This window comes from Haladaptatus sp. CMSO5, assembly GCF_036689885.1.
Classification (GTDB): Archaea; Halobacteriota; Halobacteria; order Halobacteriales; family Halococcaceae; genus QDMS2.
Genome location: NZ_JBAHVW010000003.1, coordinates 1 through 14,886 on the forward strand (window position 1 = coordinate 1; position 14,886 = coordinate 14,886).

Genomic DNA, 14,886 nt, shown 5'->3' on the forward strand with positions numbered 1-14,886 from the left:
TACCGACAGTGGGCACAGTCGTTGCGCTCATCATTAGCATGGTACTGCTCGCGAGAGCGGTTCAGGATCTGCCGATTGGAACCGCGTACGCTGTCTGGACGGGCATTGGAGCTGTCGGAACTGCTTCGCTCGGCATCGTGCTATTCGACGAGCCAGCAACGAGTGCTCGCCTCCTATTTATCTCAGTGATTATCTTCGGGATCGTCGGCCTCCACCTCGTTTCCGGAGGTCACTAGGACGATCCCCCTGAATGGATTGACCTAGTCACCAGTCGTACTCTTGATGAATCTGGTGACCTTCCTCATTCAACAGGGGCCCGACAACGTCACTAACACCATCCAGGATTTCTGCGGACCGGACTGTTGGCTCAACCCCTGTAAACGCCGTGAGTTCATCACTTCCGACACTATATACGACGCGCTCGAACCCAGCTGTCACCATTCCGCCAGCACACATCGGACAGGGTTCAGTGCTCGTATACATCACCATCGCAGCTCGCTCATCAGCGCTGTATTCTTGGCATGAACGGTACGCGAGATGGAGTTCGGGGTGACGCCGGATATCGTCGTCCGTAATCTCGCGATTCGAATCGCTCATGATGACTGTATCGTCGCGGACGAGCACGGAGCCGAACGGTTTGTCGCCACGAGCGGTAGCCTCGCGCGCAAGCTTGAAAGTTTCGCGCATATGTGCGTCGTGATCGAACTCATCGAATTCGGGAGCTGTCATAGTTGGATGGTTGTCTTTCCGGATGAAGTACTTGTTCGGAACGGCAATTCAAGTGTCGTTTGGCTAGGTTGGATGCTGCTCAGAGACGGTGCTCGAGGTCGCGGGCTTCTGCAAGAATCGATGACCGTTCGAAATACAGTAGCTCTGTGGTGATGACCGCAACTGCAATGGCGAGTACTGTGACGAACACCGCTGGTTCGGCCGTTGCGAGATGGTACAGGAGGCCCACGATAGCCCCACTCGCTCCCAGGCAACCGATCGCCGGGAGCAGGGCCGTTACGAACGACTCTCGTTCGAGAAACGCCAACAGACTGAGGCCGCCGAAGATGCTGATGAACGACAGTGACGCGAACGAACTGATTGCGTTGAGGCTTCCCAAACTGCTGAGCAGCGCTGTCAGTACGCCGAGTACGAGCAGTGGCCGGACTGGCTCGTCGCTATTGCTACCATGGAGTTCGTTTGGGAGCAAATCGTCCGCGACAAGCATCTTCGAGAGACGCGAGGCACTGAACAACGTCGCGTTGAGCGCACTCCCGGTCGAAAACAACGCCGCTACGGAAATCAGCAGAAAGCCGAATTGGCCGAGGAACGGTTCGGCGGCGACTGCGAGGGCCGTTTCAGAGTTCTGCTGGATGACCTGTGTACTCACCAGATTTGTCGTCACGACGGCGACGATGACGTAGAGTGCGGTTGCGCCCACGATCGAGCCGTAAATCGCCTTCCTGATGGTTTGTTGGGGGTTTTCAATGCTGTTTTGATCAAAGAGGAGGAGTTCCCAGCCTTCGAACGCGACAAATCCGATGGCAGCAGCCAGCAATGCGCTCACTTCCAGGTTTCCGAGCCCAGACCGAATCATTCCCTGCTGAAATCCATAGTAGAGCCCGCCGAGACCGAACACAAGCAGAATGAGCACCTTGAGACCGACGAGTACGTCTTCGGTTCGTCCTGACGCGTGTGCCCCCGCGAGATTGAGACTGACAAACACGATGATAGCGAGCAGCGTGATAAGTGAGCGAAGTGGAAGCCCGACGACCGATTCGACACCCACCAATTCAGCGAAATACCCGCCGAAGGCGTAGGCGTACAGCGACATCGTTCCCACGTACCCTGCAATGAACGTCCAGCCGGTCATGCCAGCGAGCGTCGTACTCCCGGTAAACTGCTCGACGTAGGCGATCGGATTCAACTGCCCGTCGGCCTGTGCGTTGAGCCGCAGCGCAGAGTAACCAGCGCAAAATGCAATGACGCCAGAAGCGACGAACGCCAGCCATGCGGCAGGCCCGGCTTCGACAGCGACAACACCAAGTACCGCGAAAATCCCACCTCCAACCATCCCACCGATCGCCATTGCGAGTGCTTCGCCTAACGAGATCTGATCGGATGACATCCTGTCATGAGAGTCACGCTCATGGTATAAATTCAATTTCCCATGCAGTCGCTTGACCACGACACGAACCGGATGTCAGCGTGACGATTCCAACCAGAACTTCGACGCTTGCCTTGAGATTTCTCGTTTCGATCTCCATCCGCATAGATAGGGGGAATTGTTCGAGCGTTTGATGGAGCGGTGGAGTGAACTCTGAATGAGATGAAGGCTGTTCGCATTCACGAGTTCGGTTCGCTGGATGTTCTCAGGTACGAGGATGCTTCCCGTCCGGATCCGATCGATGATGACGTTCTTGTTCGAGTTCACGCAGCGGGTGTCAATCCAGTCGACTGGCGGATTCGTCAGGGAATGCAGCTGGTATCGATGCTGCCGGAGAATCCCTTTCCCCTCATTCTCGGGATGGACGTGTCTGGCATCGTTGAGGAAGTCGGAGCGTCAGTCACTGAATTCGAGACGGGCGATGCCGTGTTCGGTGTCAATGGCTTCCCGGAGTTAGGTTCCTATGCAGAGTATTCGGCCACACCTGCCGAGCAACTAGCCCCGAAACCTGAATCACTCGACCACGAGGAGGCAGCTGGCGTGCCGGTCGTCACGCAGACCGCCTGGCAAGCGCTATTCGAGTATGCTGATTGTACGGCCGACCGGCGGGTTCTCATCCACGGCGCAGCCGGTGGTGTTGGACACATGGCCGTCCAATTGGCGAAATGGAAGGGGGCCGACGTAATCGCCACGGCGTCGGGGTACAGTGAAGACTATCTCCGAGAATTGGGCGTCGATGAGTTCGTTAACTACCGCGAAGAGCGCTTCGAATCAGTGATTGAGGATGTCGATATCGTGGTAGATACAGTCGGGGGTGAAATCCCCGCACGCTCAGTGGACGTACTCAAGAAAGAGGGAGTATTCGTCTCAGTTGTTGGACAACCATCCGACGCTCTCACCACCAACCACGATATCGACGTGGAAGTGGTAAGTGGGCGTTCGAATTCACCATCGCTCCTAACCACCATTAGCGAACTGATTGACGCTGGGGAGGTGCGGCCCACTATCAGTGCTGAATTCCCACTCGAAAATGCAGCTCAGGCACACGAAATAGGTGAGACAGAGCACGTCCAAGGGAAACTCGTTCTCAGCATTGCCTGATTCGTCGTATCGTATATCGAATTGAGATCCATCGGCTCCATCGGTGGAAGCTGCTACTTCACTCAATCAGTACATGGAATAGAAGTAGTATATCATCTAACACCGATTCAGCGTGACCACCTCTTAGTAGCGGATGACTTACGGGGCGCACTTCCCGAGAAACTAATAGAACGAATGGAATGGATACGTAAACTCCGGAACTCGCCAGCAGCAGCCGTGATTTTCGCGAGCACGCTCGTCGCTGTCATGGGTGTCTCACTTATCAGTCCTGCACTTCCAGCGGTCCAGGAGGCATGGGACATTTCGGAGGCACAAGCCAGCCTGTTGTTGTCGGCGTTCACGCTCCCCGGCATATTTCTCACCCTCCCGATTGGATTGCTGACCGACCGAATCGGTCGGAAACCGATTTTAATTCCCGCGCTTGTCGTCTTCGGACTCAGTGGGGGCGGCATCATCTTCACTTCCGATTTCACCCTGATCTTGGTACTGAGAGCGATTCAGGGAGCGGCGAGCAGTGCAATCGCGATGCTTACGGTCACACTCCTCGGGGACCTCTATTCCGGTGAACAACGAAGAGTGTTGATCGGGACCAATGCGGCGATTCTCGCGGTGGGTGCTGCTGGCTATCCGCTACTCGGCGGTGCGCTCGCAACAGTCGCTTGGTCGGCTCCCTTTGCGTGTTTTCTCCTCGCGCTGCTCGTGGCTGTTCCCGGCATTACCTTACTCGAGGAGCCACACCGGGACGAAAATACTTCAAATTCGAGTATCCGTGCGTTCCTCACTGGGCCTACACCGATGACTCCCTTCGTCGTGCTCTATCTGGCAATCTTCGGGATCTTCGTCATCCTCTATGGCGCGCAACTCACCGCTGTTCCGTTCCTGCTCGCCAACGAATATCACCTCTCTTCAGCCGGAATCGGCCTTCTCGTAGGATTGCCTGCGGTCACGATGGGTCTGACTGCAATGCAAGGTGACCGTGTACTTCGGTCGCTCACGAGCTTCCAATCGATTGCACTCGGATTCGTCAGTTACGGGGTCGGACTCGTCATCGTTGCCGTCGCGGACTCTATTTATGTGGTCGCTGGCGCACTCTTACTGTTTGGTCTCGGCCAGGGCCTCGCAGAACCGATTACGGATACTGCACTCAACGAACGAGCACCGGACGACTTTCGCGGGAGTATCATGAGTGTTCGAACGAGCGTGCTTCGACTCGGCACGACGGTCGGCCCGCCGCTTAGTGTCGGGGCTGCAGCCGTCTTCGGCTATCAACGAACACTATTGGTTTCCGGCGCCGGTGCCTTTGTCATTGGAATAACTTGGTTCACGGTCAATCGTTTGTAATCTCTCTCACACCTACTCGTTCACCTGTAGACGAGAAACTCTATTCCAACCCTGAACGGTGTTGTTTGGAAATGTAGTATTGGGAGACTTCTATTACTACTTTCACGTCGGTACCCACTGAATCTGATTCATTTCGTATCTTATGGTGGTCGAAGAAGAAATGCACTGAATCCCGCAACGACCGCCAATACACCGCCTACAAGGAACGTCATCGACCAGGATGTCATCGTGATGAGGACGCCAGCGAGTACACCGCCGGCGACGCCCCCGCCGACTTTCCCGAGATAGACCAGCGCATAGTTGGTCGATGAGTGTGCTTGGCCGTAGTAGTCGCCGACGATGCTCGGAAAGAGGGCGAACTGCGGGCTCCAGAAGAACGTCGCAATGATGACGGCGAGGATGAATCCCAGACCGGAGCCAATCTGTCCGAACCAGACGAGCAAGAACAAGCCAACTCCTGTCAAGATTGATGAAATAGCGATCGCCCACTTACGATTGATCCAGTCGGAAACGCCGCCCACTACGATACGACTGATCCCGCCGACAAGAGCGAGTACAGTTGCTGAGGCAGTTCCGACAATCGCTGTGAGTCCAAACTGCTGAGCGAACGAAACGACCTTTGCAGTCAACATCAGCCCCGCCGTGTTCACGAAGGCGAACATGCCCAGTAAGGTCCAAAACTGCCACGTTCGTATCATCTCACGCCAGGTGAACCCTCCGTTCTCCGTCGTTACTGGCTCTTCAGTTGTCGTAGCCGTGGTCGATGTCTCTTGGCTCCAGCCAGTTGGTGGGTCACGGAGGACGATCGCGCCACAAATAACGCCGACTCCGATGAGGGCACCCATGTTTCTGAGGACGCTAAAATACGCCCCTGGTGTCGCATTGGCACGGACGTAGGGAATGAACACGGCACTCCCAGCAGCAAATGCCATGGTCCCGATCCCTGTCGTGAGTCCTCGATAATCGGGGAACCACTTCAGCGCGGAATTGACTGCGACTGTATATACGATGCCGACACCCACTGCGCCGAGCGAGTACAACACATATATCTGCCAGATGGCAGTCGCGTACGCGAGTCCGAGGTAGCCGCCGCCGGCGAGAACGCCGCCAAGAAAACTAATTCGACGAGGACCGTGAGTATCTCGCCACCATCCGACCGGGAATTGAGAGAGTGATTGAAAAGCAACGAACAGCGTAAAAACGAGTCCGAGTGCTGGGAGTGGGATGGACAAGTCCGTTGCTAGTGGTCCCTCAATGGAGGACCAGACGTACTGGTATGGGCTAACTAGCGCCATCATGACGGCTGCTGCGACGATTTGCCACCATCGAGAAAATCCAAGAATTTCTTGTGCACGCTCAGGAAGTCCACTCATCTGGTTGACGCTCCATTTCTAACCTCTTGGATAGTGAGATCGGCTAATTGCTCGAAATCTACCGCTTCCGGTGTGATATCGACCTCCAGCCCATTGGCACGTATCGCACGTGCCGTCGGAGCACCGATTGCTCCGATAACCGCTTCCTCTAGTCCACGTTTCAGTCCCGTCACATCGGCTTGCTCTGTCGCAATCTCGAAAAAGTGGTCGACCGTTCTCGGTGACGTGAATAGTATCCCATCCAATTGACCGTCAATTGCGAGCGAGACGGATCGACCAGCTGTTTCCGGTCTTCCCAACCGATACAGCTGTGTCTCATGGACATCTGCACTGGCGGACTCCAGTCCGTGGATCAATACTTTGCTGCCGTGTGCGCTACGAGCGATCTCAACAGTCGCTCCGCTGATCTCAGTAGCGAGTTCGTCGACGAGACCGGCAGACGTGAACGTCGACGGCACAACATCTACTGCCACGCCGGAGTCTCGTAATGCCGAAGCGGTCTGCTGGCCGACGGCACATACCGTTGCCCTGCCAGGCTGCCAATCCTGATCGACAGCTATCTGAACCCCGGTCCGGCTCGTGAAGACGTAATAGTCTGCCGCCGCTGGCATCGCCCCGGTTGGACGGACACTGAGCATGGGATCTGCTACTGGCGAAACTCCACGCGAACGGAGATACTCGACTGCCTCGTCGATACGATTATCATCGGGCCGAAGGACAGCTACTGTTGGCTTGCTCATGTTTTGAAAGATGGTCGTACTGGAATTGATGTGCGGCGGTCTGCGAAATCCGTCATTTTCGGGGTTCTACATCGGTCCGAGTGCTACAAGCCATGACAAAACTGGACCGGCCGTGACTCGGATCGTGGCTGCGCCGAATCCAAAGGCGATGAGACTCATCAAGAGAACAAACTCGGCGTTGGCATCCTTCACACTCGTAAGAAGTGTGAGTAACGTGAGAGACCCAGAGAGGAGACAGATGAATCCCCCGATAACAAAGCTCAGAATCATGAACACGGGGTCTGAGAAACTCAGTAGTGGGAATGGAGGCGTATAGATGCCGGCTACATGGAGAACGATGCCGATACAGAGATACCCGACGAAGCCGACCACTGTCACTGCGCTCCCAACTGATGACAGCCGAAACACTCGATAAAGCTCTCGCTCAAGCGGCGTCGATGGATGCCACGCTTGCAGAGCAGAGGGGTGGGGCATCTGGCTACGGCCAGAGCCCTCGTGCTTCGTGTGCCTCCGCAATGCGGGACAGTGCGACGATGTAGGCTGCATCACGCCAGGTAACGTCACGTTGCTCGAATTCTACTCGAACCGCATCCCACGCGGCCTGCATCTCTGCTTTGAGTTCATCGTTAACCCGCTCGAGCGACCACGCTCTCCGATTGATGTCTTGGAGCCACTCGAAGTAGCTGACCGTGACACCGCCAGCGTTGGCGAGAATGTCGGGCACCACTGCAAGGTCTCGCTCGGCGAGAATCGAATCAGCTGTGGACGTCGTCGGGCCGTTCGCACCTTCGACGACGAAATCTGCTGCAATCGCCTCAGCGTTCTCCTTAGTGATCACATTCCCCAGTGCTGCTGGGATGAGCACGTCGACATCGAGAGTGAGCAGTTCCTCGTTCGAGATTACATTGTCGGCGTACTTCGTGACAGCTTCCGGTTCCTCGTCGTGTGACGGGACTGAGGCTGTATCGATCCCGTCTGGCTCGTACATCGCTCCATTCACGTCACTGATCGCGACGATGGTCGCCCCCCAGTCGTCGAGGAGCCGGGCCGCATTCGCCCCGACGCTCCCGTAGCCTTGAACTGCAACCGTCGTATCTTCGAGCTGGCGGTCGTAGTACTCGCAGATCAGTTGCGTGATGATCGCAACGCTTCGTCCGGGAGCCTCTTCACGCCCTTCACTCCCGCCGACGACCGGCGGCTTTCCGGTGACAACTCCTGGTGTCGTCTCGCCCTCCTGCATCGAGTACGCGTCCATCAGCCACGCCATCGTCTGTGGATCCGTTCCCATGTCGGGAGCAGGAATATCCTGATTCGGGCCAATTACGTCGCGTATCTCCTGTGCGAACCGTCGAGTGAGCCGCTCTTTCTCCGCTGGACTCAACTCCTTTGGGTTGACGGCAACACCGCCCTTCGCACCACCGAATGGGAGATCCATGACGGCACACTTCCAAGTCATCCACATGCCGAGCCCGACACACTCGTCTCTGGTCACATCGGGATGGTATCGAAGCCCTCCTTTAAACGGCCCTCTGACACTATCGTGTTGCGCTCGGTAGCCAGTAAACACCTCAACCGCGCCGTCGTCCCGTTTGATTGGAACTGTTACTTCGTGGACCTTCTTTGGATGCTTGAGCCGTTCGACGATGTTTGGGTCGATATCTAGATGATTCGCGGCATGATACAGCTGCCGGCGAGCCGTTTCGAGCGCCGATTCCGATTCGGTCGATTCCGACGTCCCTCCATCTGGCTCCCGGTGAGTATTGTCAGTTTGGGATGCCATGGTTATTCGAGCGGCATCTGCCGATTTCGCATCGGACCACTACAGTCGGGACATTGGCCGGGACTTTTCTCTGCGATGATGATGTTGCCACACTGAAAGCACTCATACGGGGTTTCCTCGTCCGGTTGGGGTTCGACATCTCTCATAGTGAGTTCAAGAGTGCCGACAGGGAATCCAGGGCACTCTACGCAGGTGTAATAAGTGTATAAGGGAATATCTGGCAGTTAATTAACAAACTCTACTCGCAGGTGGTGGTTAGTTGTTTAACCCCCCGGAAACCCCCGCGACAGAGAGGTTGTTCTCCTCGAAGAGCGTTGTGAACAATTTCCGCTGAACAGTGCGAGCGTGCTTATAGAATGCAGGCGGAGAGATTCCAAGTGTTTTCGCAACCTCCTCACCCGTACTCTCGCGCGGTGATTCGAAGAAGCCACTATAGTACGCTGTCTGAATTACTTCGAGTTGTCGCTCTGTCAGCTTATTGAGAAACTTCGAGTAGAGGTCGCGCTCTATCGACTGATCGAGCGTTTGTTTCGAGCGGAGTTCGACGGTGGAGAACGTCTCTCGGACGAGTTGTGTGATTGTTCGAACGTCGATACTATCTGGGATGTCGATGACGAGTGTTGTCGAGGTGGGATTAGCAGTTGCCTCGCGGAAAACGGCCCCATGATCGGCGAGTTCTAAGGCGAGAAACGGTTGTGTGAGCCGTAACCGGAGAACGCCACCCTCACCATCTGCACTGATTTGCTGGACGTCGTCGAGTGCGACCAAGTGTGAGGCAGCTTCAGCGACATCCTCTAGAGACGCGTCTTCGACCGTGACGAACACATAACTCCCCTCAGTCGATTGCTGAACACCACCTTGATACGAGAGAGTACACGCCGCGTCCTTCGCAAGTCGTGAAAGGATGAACGCCGAGTCGTCAATGGCGAACTCGACGCGAGTCATCGATGTTGTGAGCAGAGCGTTCTTCCGTTCAATCGCACTGAGTGCCGACGCGATGGTTTTGCCGAGTTCGGCCAAGACAGCTTTCGCTGTGTCGTCAAACGCATCTTGTGTCGGTGCATAGACCGTCAATACGCCGTGCGTGAGGTCGTTGTATACGAGCGGGATACTCAATACGGAGAGATAGTCGCGGGCGAGAGCGTCCTTTCGCCATGCTTCGTCGCGAAGGCCAGCAGCGACGTTTGAGACCATCGTCACGTCGCCAGTCGCCGCGGTTTGTCCGGCGGGGTCTGTCCCTGAGGCTGCAACGGTGAATGGTTGGCTATCCAGATACCCCTGGTCGGTTCCTGCCCAGGCTCGAGGATCGACAGTGTCGGACGTTGGATCGATCGTCCCGATCCAGGCGAATCTGAACCGGTCGTCGGCAGTCAACAGCTCACAAACGGTATGGTCGATTTCCTCGCGTGTCTCAGCTTGGACGAGGGCTTGATCGATTTCTCGAATTGTCTCGTTGATACGATTCAGAGCAGTCAATTGCTCGTTTTGTGCTTGGAGTGTTCGGTCTTGCTCCCGGAGTCGTGATTCCCTCGTGATACGATCGAGAGCCGCCTCAGCGGTTGCGGCGAGTAAATCAGCCAGTTCTCGGGTCACGTCATCGAAGACCCCCACTTCGTTTGAGCCAGCGATGAACACGCCATGGTTGCCAAGTGGAATGTAGGTCGCACTTCGGAGGTCTGTCGCCCTGTTTTCAAGCCGATCTGCGTCGTGGACATCGTCGAAAAACAGTGATTCGTCCTCGACGAAACTGTAACTCGGGAGGGTTTCGCCGTTCGCATGCACGGTCGGGAGCGGTCCATTCAGCTCTTTCAGCCTCGCGGAGTGTGCTGCTGGGCGGAGTTCGTTCGCATCAGCATCGAAGAGATAGACGGCGCTCGCATCGAGATTGAGCACGCCAGGCGTATCATCAACGACGTGCTGTGCAATTTCCTGATGCGTTTCGGCGTACAAGAAATCCCGGGCGGTCTCGTGGAGGGTTGCCAGCGCTTCTTCTCGTTGCTTGCGCTTTGTAATGTCTCGACAGCTAAAGAGGAGTGTCCCATCCTGAATCGAGACCTCACGAACGTTAACTAACAGCGTGTGTTCACGGCCAGCTTTGTCCGTCGCTGTGGTCTCGATGTTCTTGAGGACACCCTCCTCGGCGAGTTCGTCCCGGTCGAAAAGATCCTCACCGAGGAGCTCTTGGACGGGTCCTCGGTCACGAATCTCCGCAGCCGTATACCCGAAGATGAAGTGGACGTTGGGGCAGACGTAGGTGTATTCCCCGATTTCGTCCGTGATGAGGACAGTATCGGTCATATTGTTGAGCGTCACGCGATGGAGTTCCTCGGACTGACGGAGATTTCGTTCGAGATCGACACGTTCGGTGATATCGACGCCTTCTACGACGATCGAGACGAGATTCCCCCGTTCGTTTTCGACGGGACGCACTGAGAGATCGATCACGCGCGGGTCGTCGGAATGCGGCGGCTGTGAGACGACCACATTCCCGAACGCACCGTCGAGTGCGTTCTCTACAATCTGGTGGACCTCCGCCTCTGTTACCTCGGTCTGTGACCACCACGGAAGTGTCCAGAATGGCTTGCCGACGATGGCTTCGACATCCTCGTCTATCATTTCCCGTGCTGTCTGATTTACTCGAGTGAGGGCACCATTCGGATCGAGTACCCACGTCGCCGTCCGTGAATCGTTGAAGATAGCATCGAACTGTCTGGCTCGGTCTCGCTGTGTAGCTGATCGCTGTGCGGACCGGACTGCTCGTTCAGTTCGATCCAGCAGATCATCCACCAGCTGGTCAGTCGACTCTGTTAGTGCAACGTAATCAGTAACTCCGGCCCCGATGGCCTCACTGGCAACGGCTTCACTTCCAGAAGCCGTGCCAACTATCACAGGGAGTGCAGTGGTTTCGGTCCGGACCTCTCTGAGCAGCTCAAGACCGGTTGTCTCCTCTGATGCGTACTCACTGATGAGGCAGTCTATGGTCTCCCTCCGGAAGATTTCAAGCGCTTCCGCTTTGGTCTGTACCCTCTGCACAGTTGCATCAGTCCGTGTATTGAGCTCCGTAGCGAACTGAGTGACCCACTCACTTGTCCCAACGAGCAAGACGGTCGACGAATCGAGGATGCCTTGAGAACGCGCCATTATTTGACATCTCGGTGCTGACGGGAATACAGCCGGTTATCGATTCTGGCCCACCACTGCTGAATTGGATCGAGACCAAAGTTCATTGCTAGTTTAGTATCTAACCCGTAGGTGGCAAAGAGGTTTGCTATGTAACCTCCAGAAGCATTATGCGTGATACGTAACGTAGAGACGTCACTCTCGGGAAGCGGTACGGTTGAAAGCCTTCCCGACTTCCGTGTCTCACCTACTGACCATTCCATCGATTAATGACTATCCAAACCAGCACCACCAATTCAGACGATGTCTCCATTGATGAACCACAACAGAAGAGCCAGTCGACGTGGGGGCTCGTCGTTGGAGCGAGTCTCATCTCGACAGGGCTAGCTGCATATGAAATCGTCCCGGCGAGTGTCACCCCTATTATTCGTGACTCGCTGCATATCGGCCCGACGATCGCAGGGTTTCTCGTCGGGATCATGTTCGGCACTGCGGTGATTGCAAGTCTTCCTGCTGGAGCGGTTCTCGACCGGACGGATTCAAGGACTGCGATGGCATTCGCCGTTCTCACACTATTTGTTGCCGGAACATGGGGTTGGATTGCTGGGCGACGTGGAGATTACCGATCTGTGATTGCATCGCGAGCACTTGGTGGTGTCGCCTACGTCGTCGTCTGGAACGCTGGCATTGATATTGTCAGTCGGGCTGCGAACAGTGAAAACCGAGCGACAGCTGTCGGTATCTTTACCGCAAGTGGCCCGATCGGGTTTGCGCTTGGCCAAGGGACCGGACCACTGATTGCGGAGCGATTTGGATGGCCTGCAATCTTTCTCGCATTTACGGGGCTCACGTTAGTTGGCTTAATCGTGTTCTGGCCGGCGAGTCGCGGCCTTGGATCGAGCCGGGGAGAAGCGCCTTCGATTCAGGAATTCGGTGCGGTCCTCCGTAATCGGAGTGTTTGGTCCGTTGGGCTACTCGGATTTCTGGGGTATTCGCTATACCTGTTCGTGAATAGCTGGGGATCGTCCTATCTCACGGCAGAACTCGGACTCTCACTTGCAGTGAGTGGCCTCCTGGTAGCGTTGTTCCCAGCGATCGGTGTCGTCTCCCGAATCAGTAGTGGGCTCATCTCTGACCGAATCTTCGGCGGTCAACGCCAACCCATTGTCTTGGGGTCCTTTGGGGTTGCTGCTCCGCTGGTGCTAGCCTTTACTCGATTTCGGTCACTCCCACTACTTGTAGCTCTCCTGCTCCTCACTGGATTTGCGGTCCAGCTAACGCTGGGCTTGTCCTTCACATACGTCCGGGAGGTCGTCGATCCGCGGGTTGCGGCGACAGCGGTCGCATTCCAGACGAGTATCGGGTTGGCGGGCGCTTTCCTTGCACCGATTGCGGGCGGCGTTGTTGTTGATGTGGCTGGATTCGACACGGCGTTCATCCTCGCTGGAATCCTCGCTCTCTGCGGGATAGTAGTCGCATGGCGAGCACCTGAACCAGCGCAATCGTAACAAAATTCCAGCCCGAACGGTGTCAATACCCGATAGCCCGACCACATTCCCGATCCTCGCTGAGTCTCGCTTGAGTCGCCTGTCCCGTTCAAGAACTACCTGTTGAATTCACTCCCGTGCGGTCTGGAATACTTGAGCGTACTCCACCGTCACTACCAAAGCGTTCGACACTTAGCAGTTCAACAATTCATTCAGTCTGACATCGACGGCGTACCTGCTACGGATTTGGCACCTAAAGATGTCCATCTCAGCACCCTTGCTTAAACGCAACTACTTTCCTGTAGTCGTTGTAGATGAGGGATGGTAGTATTGAGCGCTAAGCACAGCGATTAGTGAAAAGAAGGCTGTGAGATAGCGGCAGCGAACCCCAGTTTGAGTATACGGGGCCCGAAACAGGCACTCAGAGGGGACAACGGTTACCTTATAGAGAGATATGAAACACAGCGCGACACCAATTCCAAAGACGAATCTGAACATTACTGTTTCGGGTATTCGCTCGGTAAGTCCCAGCAGGAATGCGAGGACCATCACTGTGGCCATGGCTAGTAGCAAATATGGGTTTTGATGCCACCCTGTAAAGGACTGAGAAAGAGGAATCCGAGAGACGATAAGTGCCTCCAGCAACAGCACACTGAGCGAACTAACCACCCCAAAAAGTAGAAACCAATTTTTCAATCTCATGAGGTTCTGAAATTCGGGTTGAGATTACTCGTTGTGATCTACTGCCTCGAACTCGACATCCTGTTCTTCGCCAGCTAAGGCAACGTGGCCATAGTTGATGAGACCAACAAAGACAGCCCCGCCGACGATATTCCCGGCTGTCGTCCAGAGGATAAAGTGTCCGTAGTCGCCCAGAGTGATGCCTTGGCCCAACAATATCGCAGAGAGTATCTCTGTCGTCCCGAGGATGCTGTGATGGAAGGGACCAGTTCCGATAACCGCCGTTCCAATGAGGACGAAGAGGATACGACCGACAGTATCTCGACTGGCTGCAGACAGCCACGTCACTAATCCCATCAGCCAACCGGCAATTACGCCACTGAGGAATATCACCCACCACGCGTAGGGGAGCAATGCGGATGCTAACGTACCAAACGCTTCTGCGTTGATGATCCCCATCTGTGGACCAACGAGAGCAATGAGTCCAGCAAACAGCGCACAACCCACGAGATTCGAAACATATGTTACGCTCCAGACTCGGCCGAGCTCTCCGAGGGTCGCCCGATCATCAAGAACTGGCAGAATCGCCATCGTCGAATGAGCGGTGAACAGCTCCGTCTGTCCGATAACGACGAATAAGAACGCGATCGAGGAGACAGCACCGAGCGTGGCTTGTTGGATGAGTTTTGACTCAAATCCACCAGAATAGGTCAAAGCCATCGCCATCAGTAAGGCACCGAAGCTGAGGTTGAGTCCGGCCGATAACCCCGAGAGAAACACCCCCTTTGGAGGACGATTAATCTCCTTGAGGGCGTTTTCCATCTCCCGCTCGAGAATATTTCGATATGAGAGTGAGGCTCCCGATGGTTCGTTGTCAGACTCAGAACTCATTATCTGTTAATATGAATTCTGGTGGGTGGATGTTAAAGAGGGCGCTCTTGGCTCAGGAGGCGGGTATCGCACGTCAGTTGACTGTGTTTTACCCCGTCAACTGACGAGAGATAATTTATCTGATAACCCATCAACCAACGTTAGTTCAGCACTACCTACGAGGAACTAAGAATGCAGATTTCGGGTTATAACAAATTGACACTCAAAATATAATTCG

At 55.2% G+C, this 14,886-nt stretch carries 12 protein-coding genes; 4 read left to right on the forward strand and 8 right to left on the reverse strand.

Annotated features, from left to right (window positions below):
* Positions 1–236, forward strand: a 236-nt coding sequence (locus tag V5N12_RS16430; protein WP_332900315.1) for a DMT family transporter, incomplete at its 5' end; no start/stop codon positions are given.
* 28 nt (positions 237–264) lie between these two features.
* Here the strand turns inward: V5N12_RS16430 and V5N12_RS16435 are convergent.
* Both V5N12_RS16435 and V5N12_RS16440 read right to left on the reverse strand, forming a co-directional pair.
* Positions 265–729 (reverse strand): nucleoside deaminase, encoded by a 465-nt coding sequence (locus tag V5N12_RS16435; protein ID WP_332900316.1) that lies wholly within the window; start codon positions 727–729, stop codon positions 265–267.
* Between the two features lie 79 nt (positions 730–808).
* Positions 809–2,116: an APC family permease gene (locus tag V5N12_RS16440; protein ID WP_332900317.1), complete on the reverse strand. Its 1,308-nt coding sequence runs from the start codon at positions 2,114–2,116 to the stop codon at positions 809–811.
* A 201-nt stretch (positions 2,117–2,317) separates the two neighbouring features.
* On the opposite strand from V5N12_RS16440, the gene V5N12_RS16445 reads away from it, so the two are divergent.
* Positions 2,318–3,256, forward strand: coding sequence for an NADP-dependent oxidoreductase (locus V5N12_RS16445; RefSeq protein ID WP_332900318.1), 939 nt, complete (start codon positions 2,318–2,320; stop codon positions 3,254–3,256).
* Positions 3,257–3,430: 174 nt separating this feature from the next.
* Positions 3,431–4,597 (forward strand): MFS transporter, encoded by a 1,167-nt coding sequence (locus tag V5N12_RS16450; protein ID WP_254544844.1) that lies wholly within the window; start codon positions 3,431–3,433, stop codon positions 4,595–4,597.
* Between the two features lie 140 nt (positions 4,598–4,737).
* On the opposite strand, the gene V5N12_RS16455 is transcribed toward V5N12_RS16450, so the two are convergent.
* The 5 genes from V5N12_RS16455 to V5N12_RS16475 all read right to left on the reverse strand — a co-directional run bounded on the left by V5N12_RS16455 (position 4,738) and on the right by V5N12_RS16475 (position 11,631).
* On the reverse strand, positions 4,738–5,895 hold the full coding sequence (locus V5N12_RS16455; RefSeq protein ID WP_332900435.1) for an MFS transporter: 1,158 nt from the start codon (positions 5,893–5,895) through the stop codon (positions 4,738–4,740).
* A gap of 71 nt (positions 5,896–5,966) precedes the next feature.
* Positions 5,967–6,710 carry a uroporphyrinogen-III synthase gene (locus V5N12_RS16460; protein ID WP_332900319.1) on the reverse strand — a complete coding sequence of 248 codons (744 nt, stop codon included), beginning with the start codon at positions 6,708–6,710 and terminating at the stop codon, positions 5,967–5,969.
* 478 nt (positions 6,711–7,188) lie between these two features.
* Positions 7,189–8,490: a glutamate dehydrogenase GdhB gene (gene gdhB, locus V5N12_RS16465; RefSeq protein WP_332900320.1), complete on the reverse strand. Its 1,302-nt coding sequence runs from the start codon at positions 8,488–8,490 to the stop codon at positions 7,189–7,191.
* Between the two features lie 2 nt (positions 8,491–8,492).
* The gene (locus tag V5N12_RS16470) at positions 8,493–8,636 is read right to left on the reverse strand and encodes a rubrerythrin-like domain-containing protein (protein WP_332900321.1); all 144 of its coding nucleotides are present in this window, start codon (positions 8,634–8,636) and stop codon (positions 8,493–8,495) included.
* Between the two features lie 109 nt (positions 8,637–8,745).
* Positions 8,746–11,631 carry a bacterio-opsin activator domain-containing protein gene (locus V5N12_RS16475; protein ID WP_332900322.1) on the reverse strand — a complete coding sequence of 962 codons (2,886 nt, stop codon included), beginning with the start codon at positions 11,629–11,631 and terminating at the stop codon, positions 8,746–8,748.
* A gap of 248 nt (positions 11,632–11,879) precedes the next feature.
* Here V5N12_RS16475 and V5N12_RS16480 point away from each other — a divergent pair, with 248 nt between their 5' ends.
* Positions 11,880–13,118 carry an MFS transporter gene (locus tag V5N12_RS16480; protein ID WP_332900323.1) on the forward strand — a complete coding sequence of 413 codons (1,239 nt, stop codon included), beginning with the start codon at positions 11,880–11,882 and terminating at the stop codon, positions 13,116–13,118.
* Positions 13,119–13,823: 705 nt separating this feature from the next.
* Here V5N12_RS16480 and V5N12_RS16485 read toward each other — a convergent pair.
* Positions 13,824–14,669, reverse strand: coding sequence for a formate/nitrite transporter family protein (locus V5N12_RS16485; protein WP_332900324.1), 846 nt, complete (start codon positions 14,667–14,669; stop codon positions 13,824–13,826).
* Positions 14,670–14,886 lie beyond the last annotated feature (217 nt).

Coding starts and splice junctions, on each gene's coding strand:
- V5N12_RS16445 (WP_332900318.1), top strand. CDS start 2,318: ATGAAGGCTGTTCGCATTCACGAGTTCGGTTCGCTGGATGTTCTCAGG.
- gdhB (WP_332900320.1), bottom strand. CDS start 8,490: ATGGCATCCCAAACTGACAATACTCACCGGGAGCCAGATGGAGGGACG.
- V5N12_RS16435 (WP_332900316.1), bottom strand. CDS start 729: ATGACAGCTCCCGAATTCGATGAGTTCGATCACGACGCACATATGCGC.
- V5N12_RS16475 (WP_332900322.1), bottom strand. CDS start 11,631: ATGGCGCGTTCTCAAGGCATCCTCGATTCGTCGACCGTCTTGCTCGTT.
- V5N12_RS16455 (WP_332900435.1), bottom strand. CDS start 5,895: ATGATGGCGCTAGTTAGCCCATACCAGTACGTCTGGTCCTCCATTGAG.
- V5N12_RS16460 (WP_332900319.1), bottom strand. CDS start 6,710: ATGAGCAAGCCAACAGTAGCTGTCCTTCGGCCCGATGATAATCGTATC.
- V5N12_RS16470 (WP_332900321.1), bottom strand. CDS start 8,636: ATGAGAGATGTCGAACCCCAACCGGACGAGGAAACCCCGTATGAGTGC.
- V5N12_RS16440 (WP_332900317.1), bottom strand. CDS start 2,116: ATGTCATCCGATCAGATCTCGTTAGGCGAAGCACTCGCAATGGCGATC.
- V5N12_RS16485 (WP_332900324.1), bottom strand. CDS start 14,669: ATGAGTTCTGAGTCTGACAACGAACCATCGGGAGCCTCACTCTCATAT.
- V5N12_RS16480 (WP_332900323.1), top strand. CDS start 11,880: ATGACTATCCAAACCAGCACCACCAATTCAGACGATGTCTCCATTGAT.
- V5N12_RS16450 (WP_254544844.1), top strand. CDS start 3,431: ATGGAATGGATACGTAAACTCCGGAACTCGCCAGCAGCAGCCGTGATT.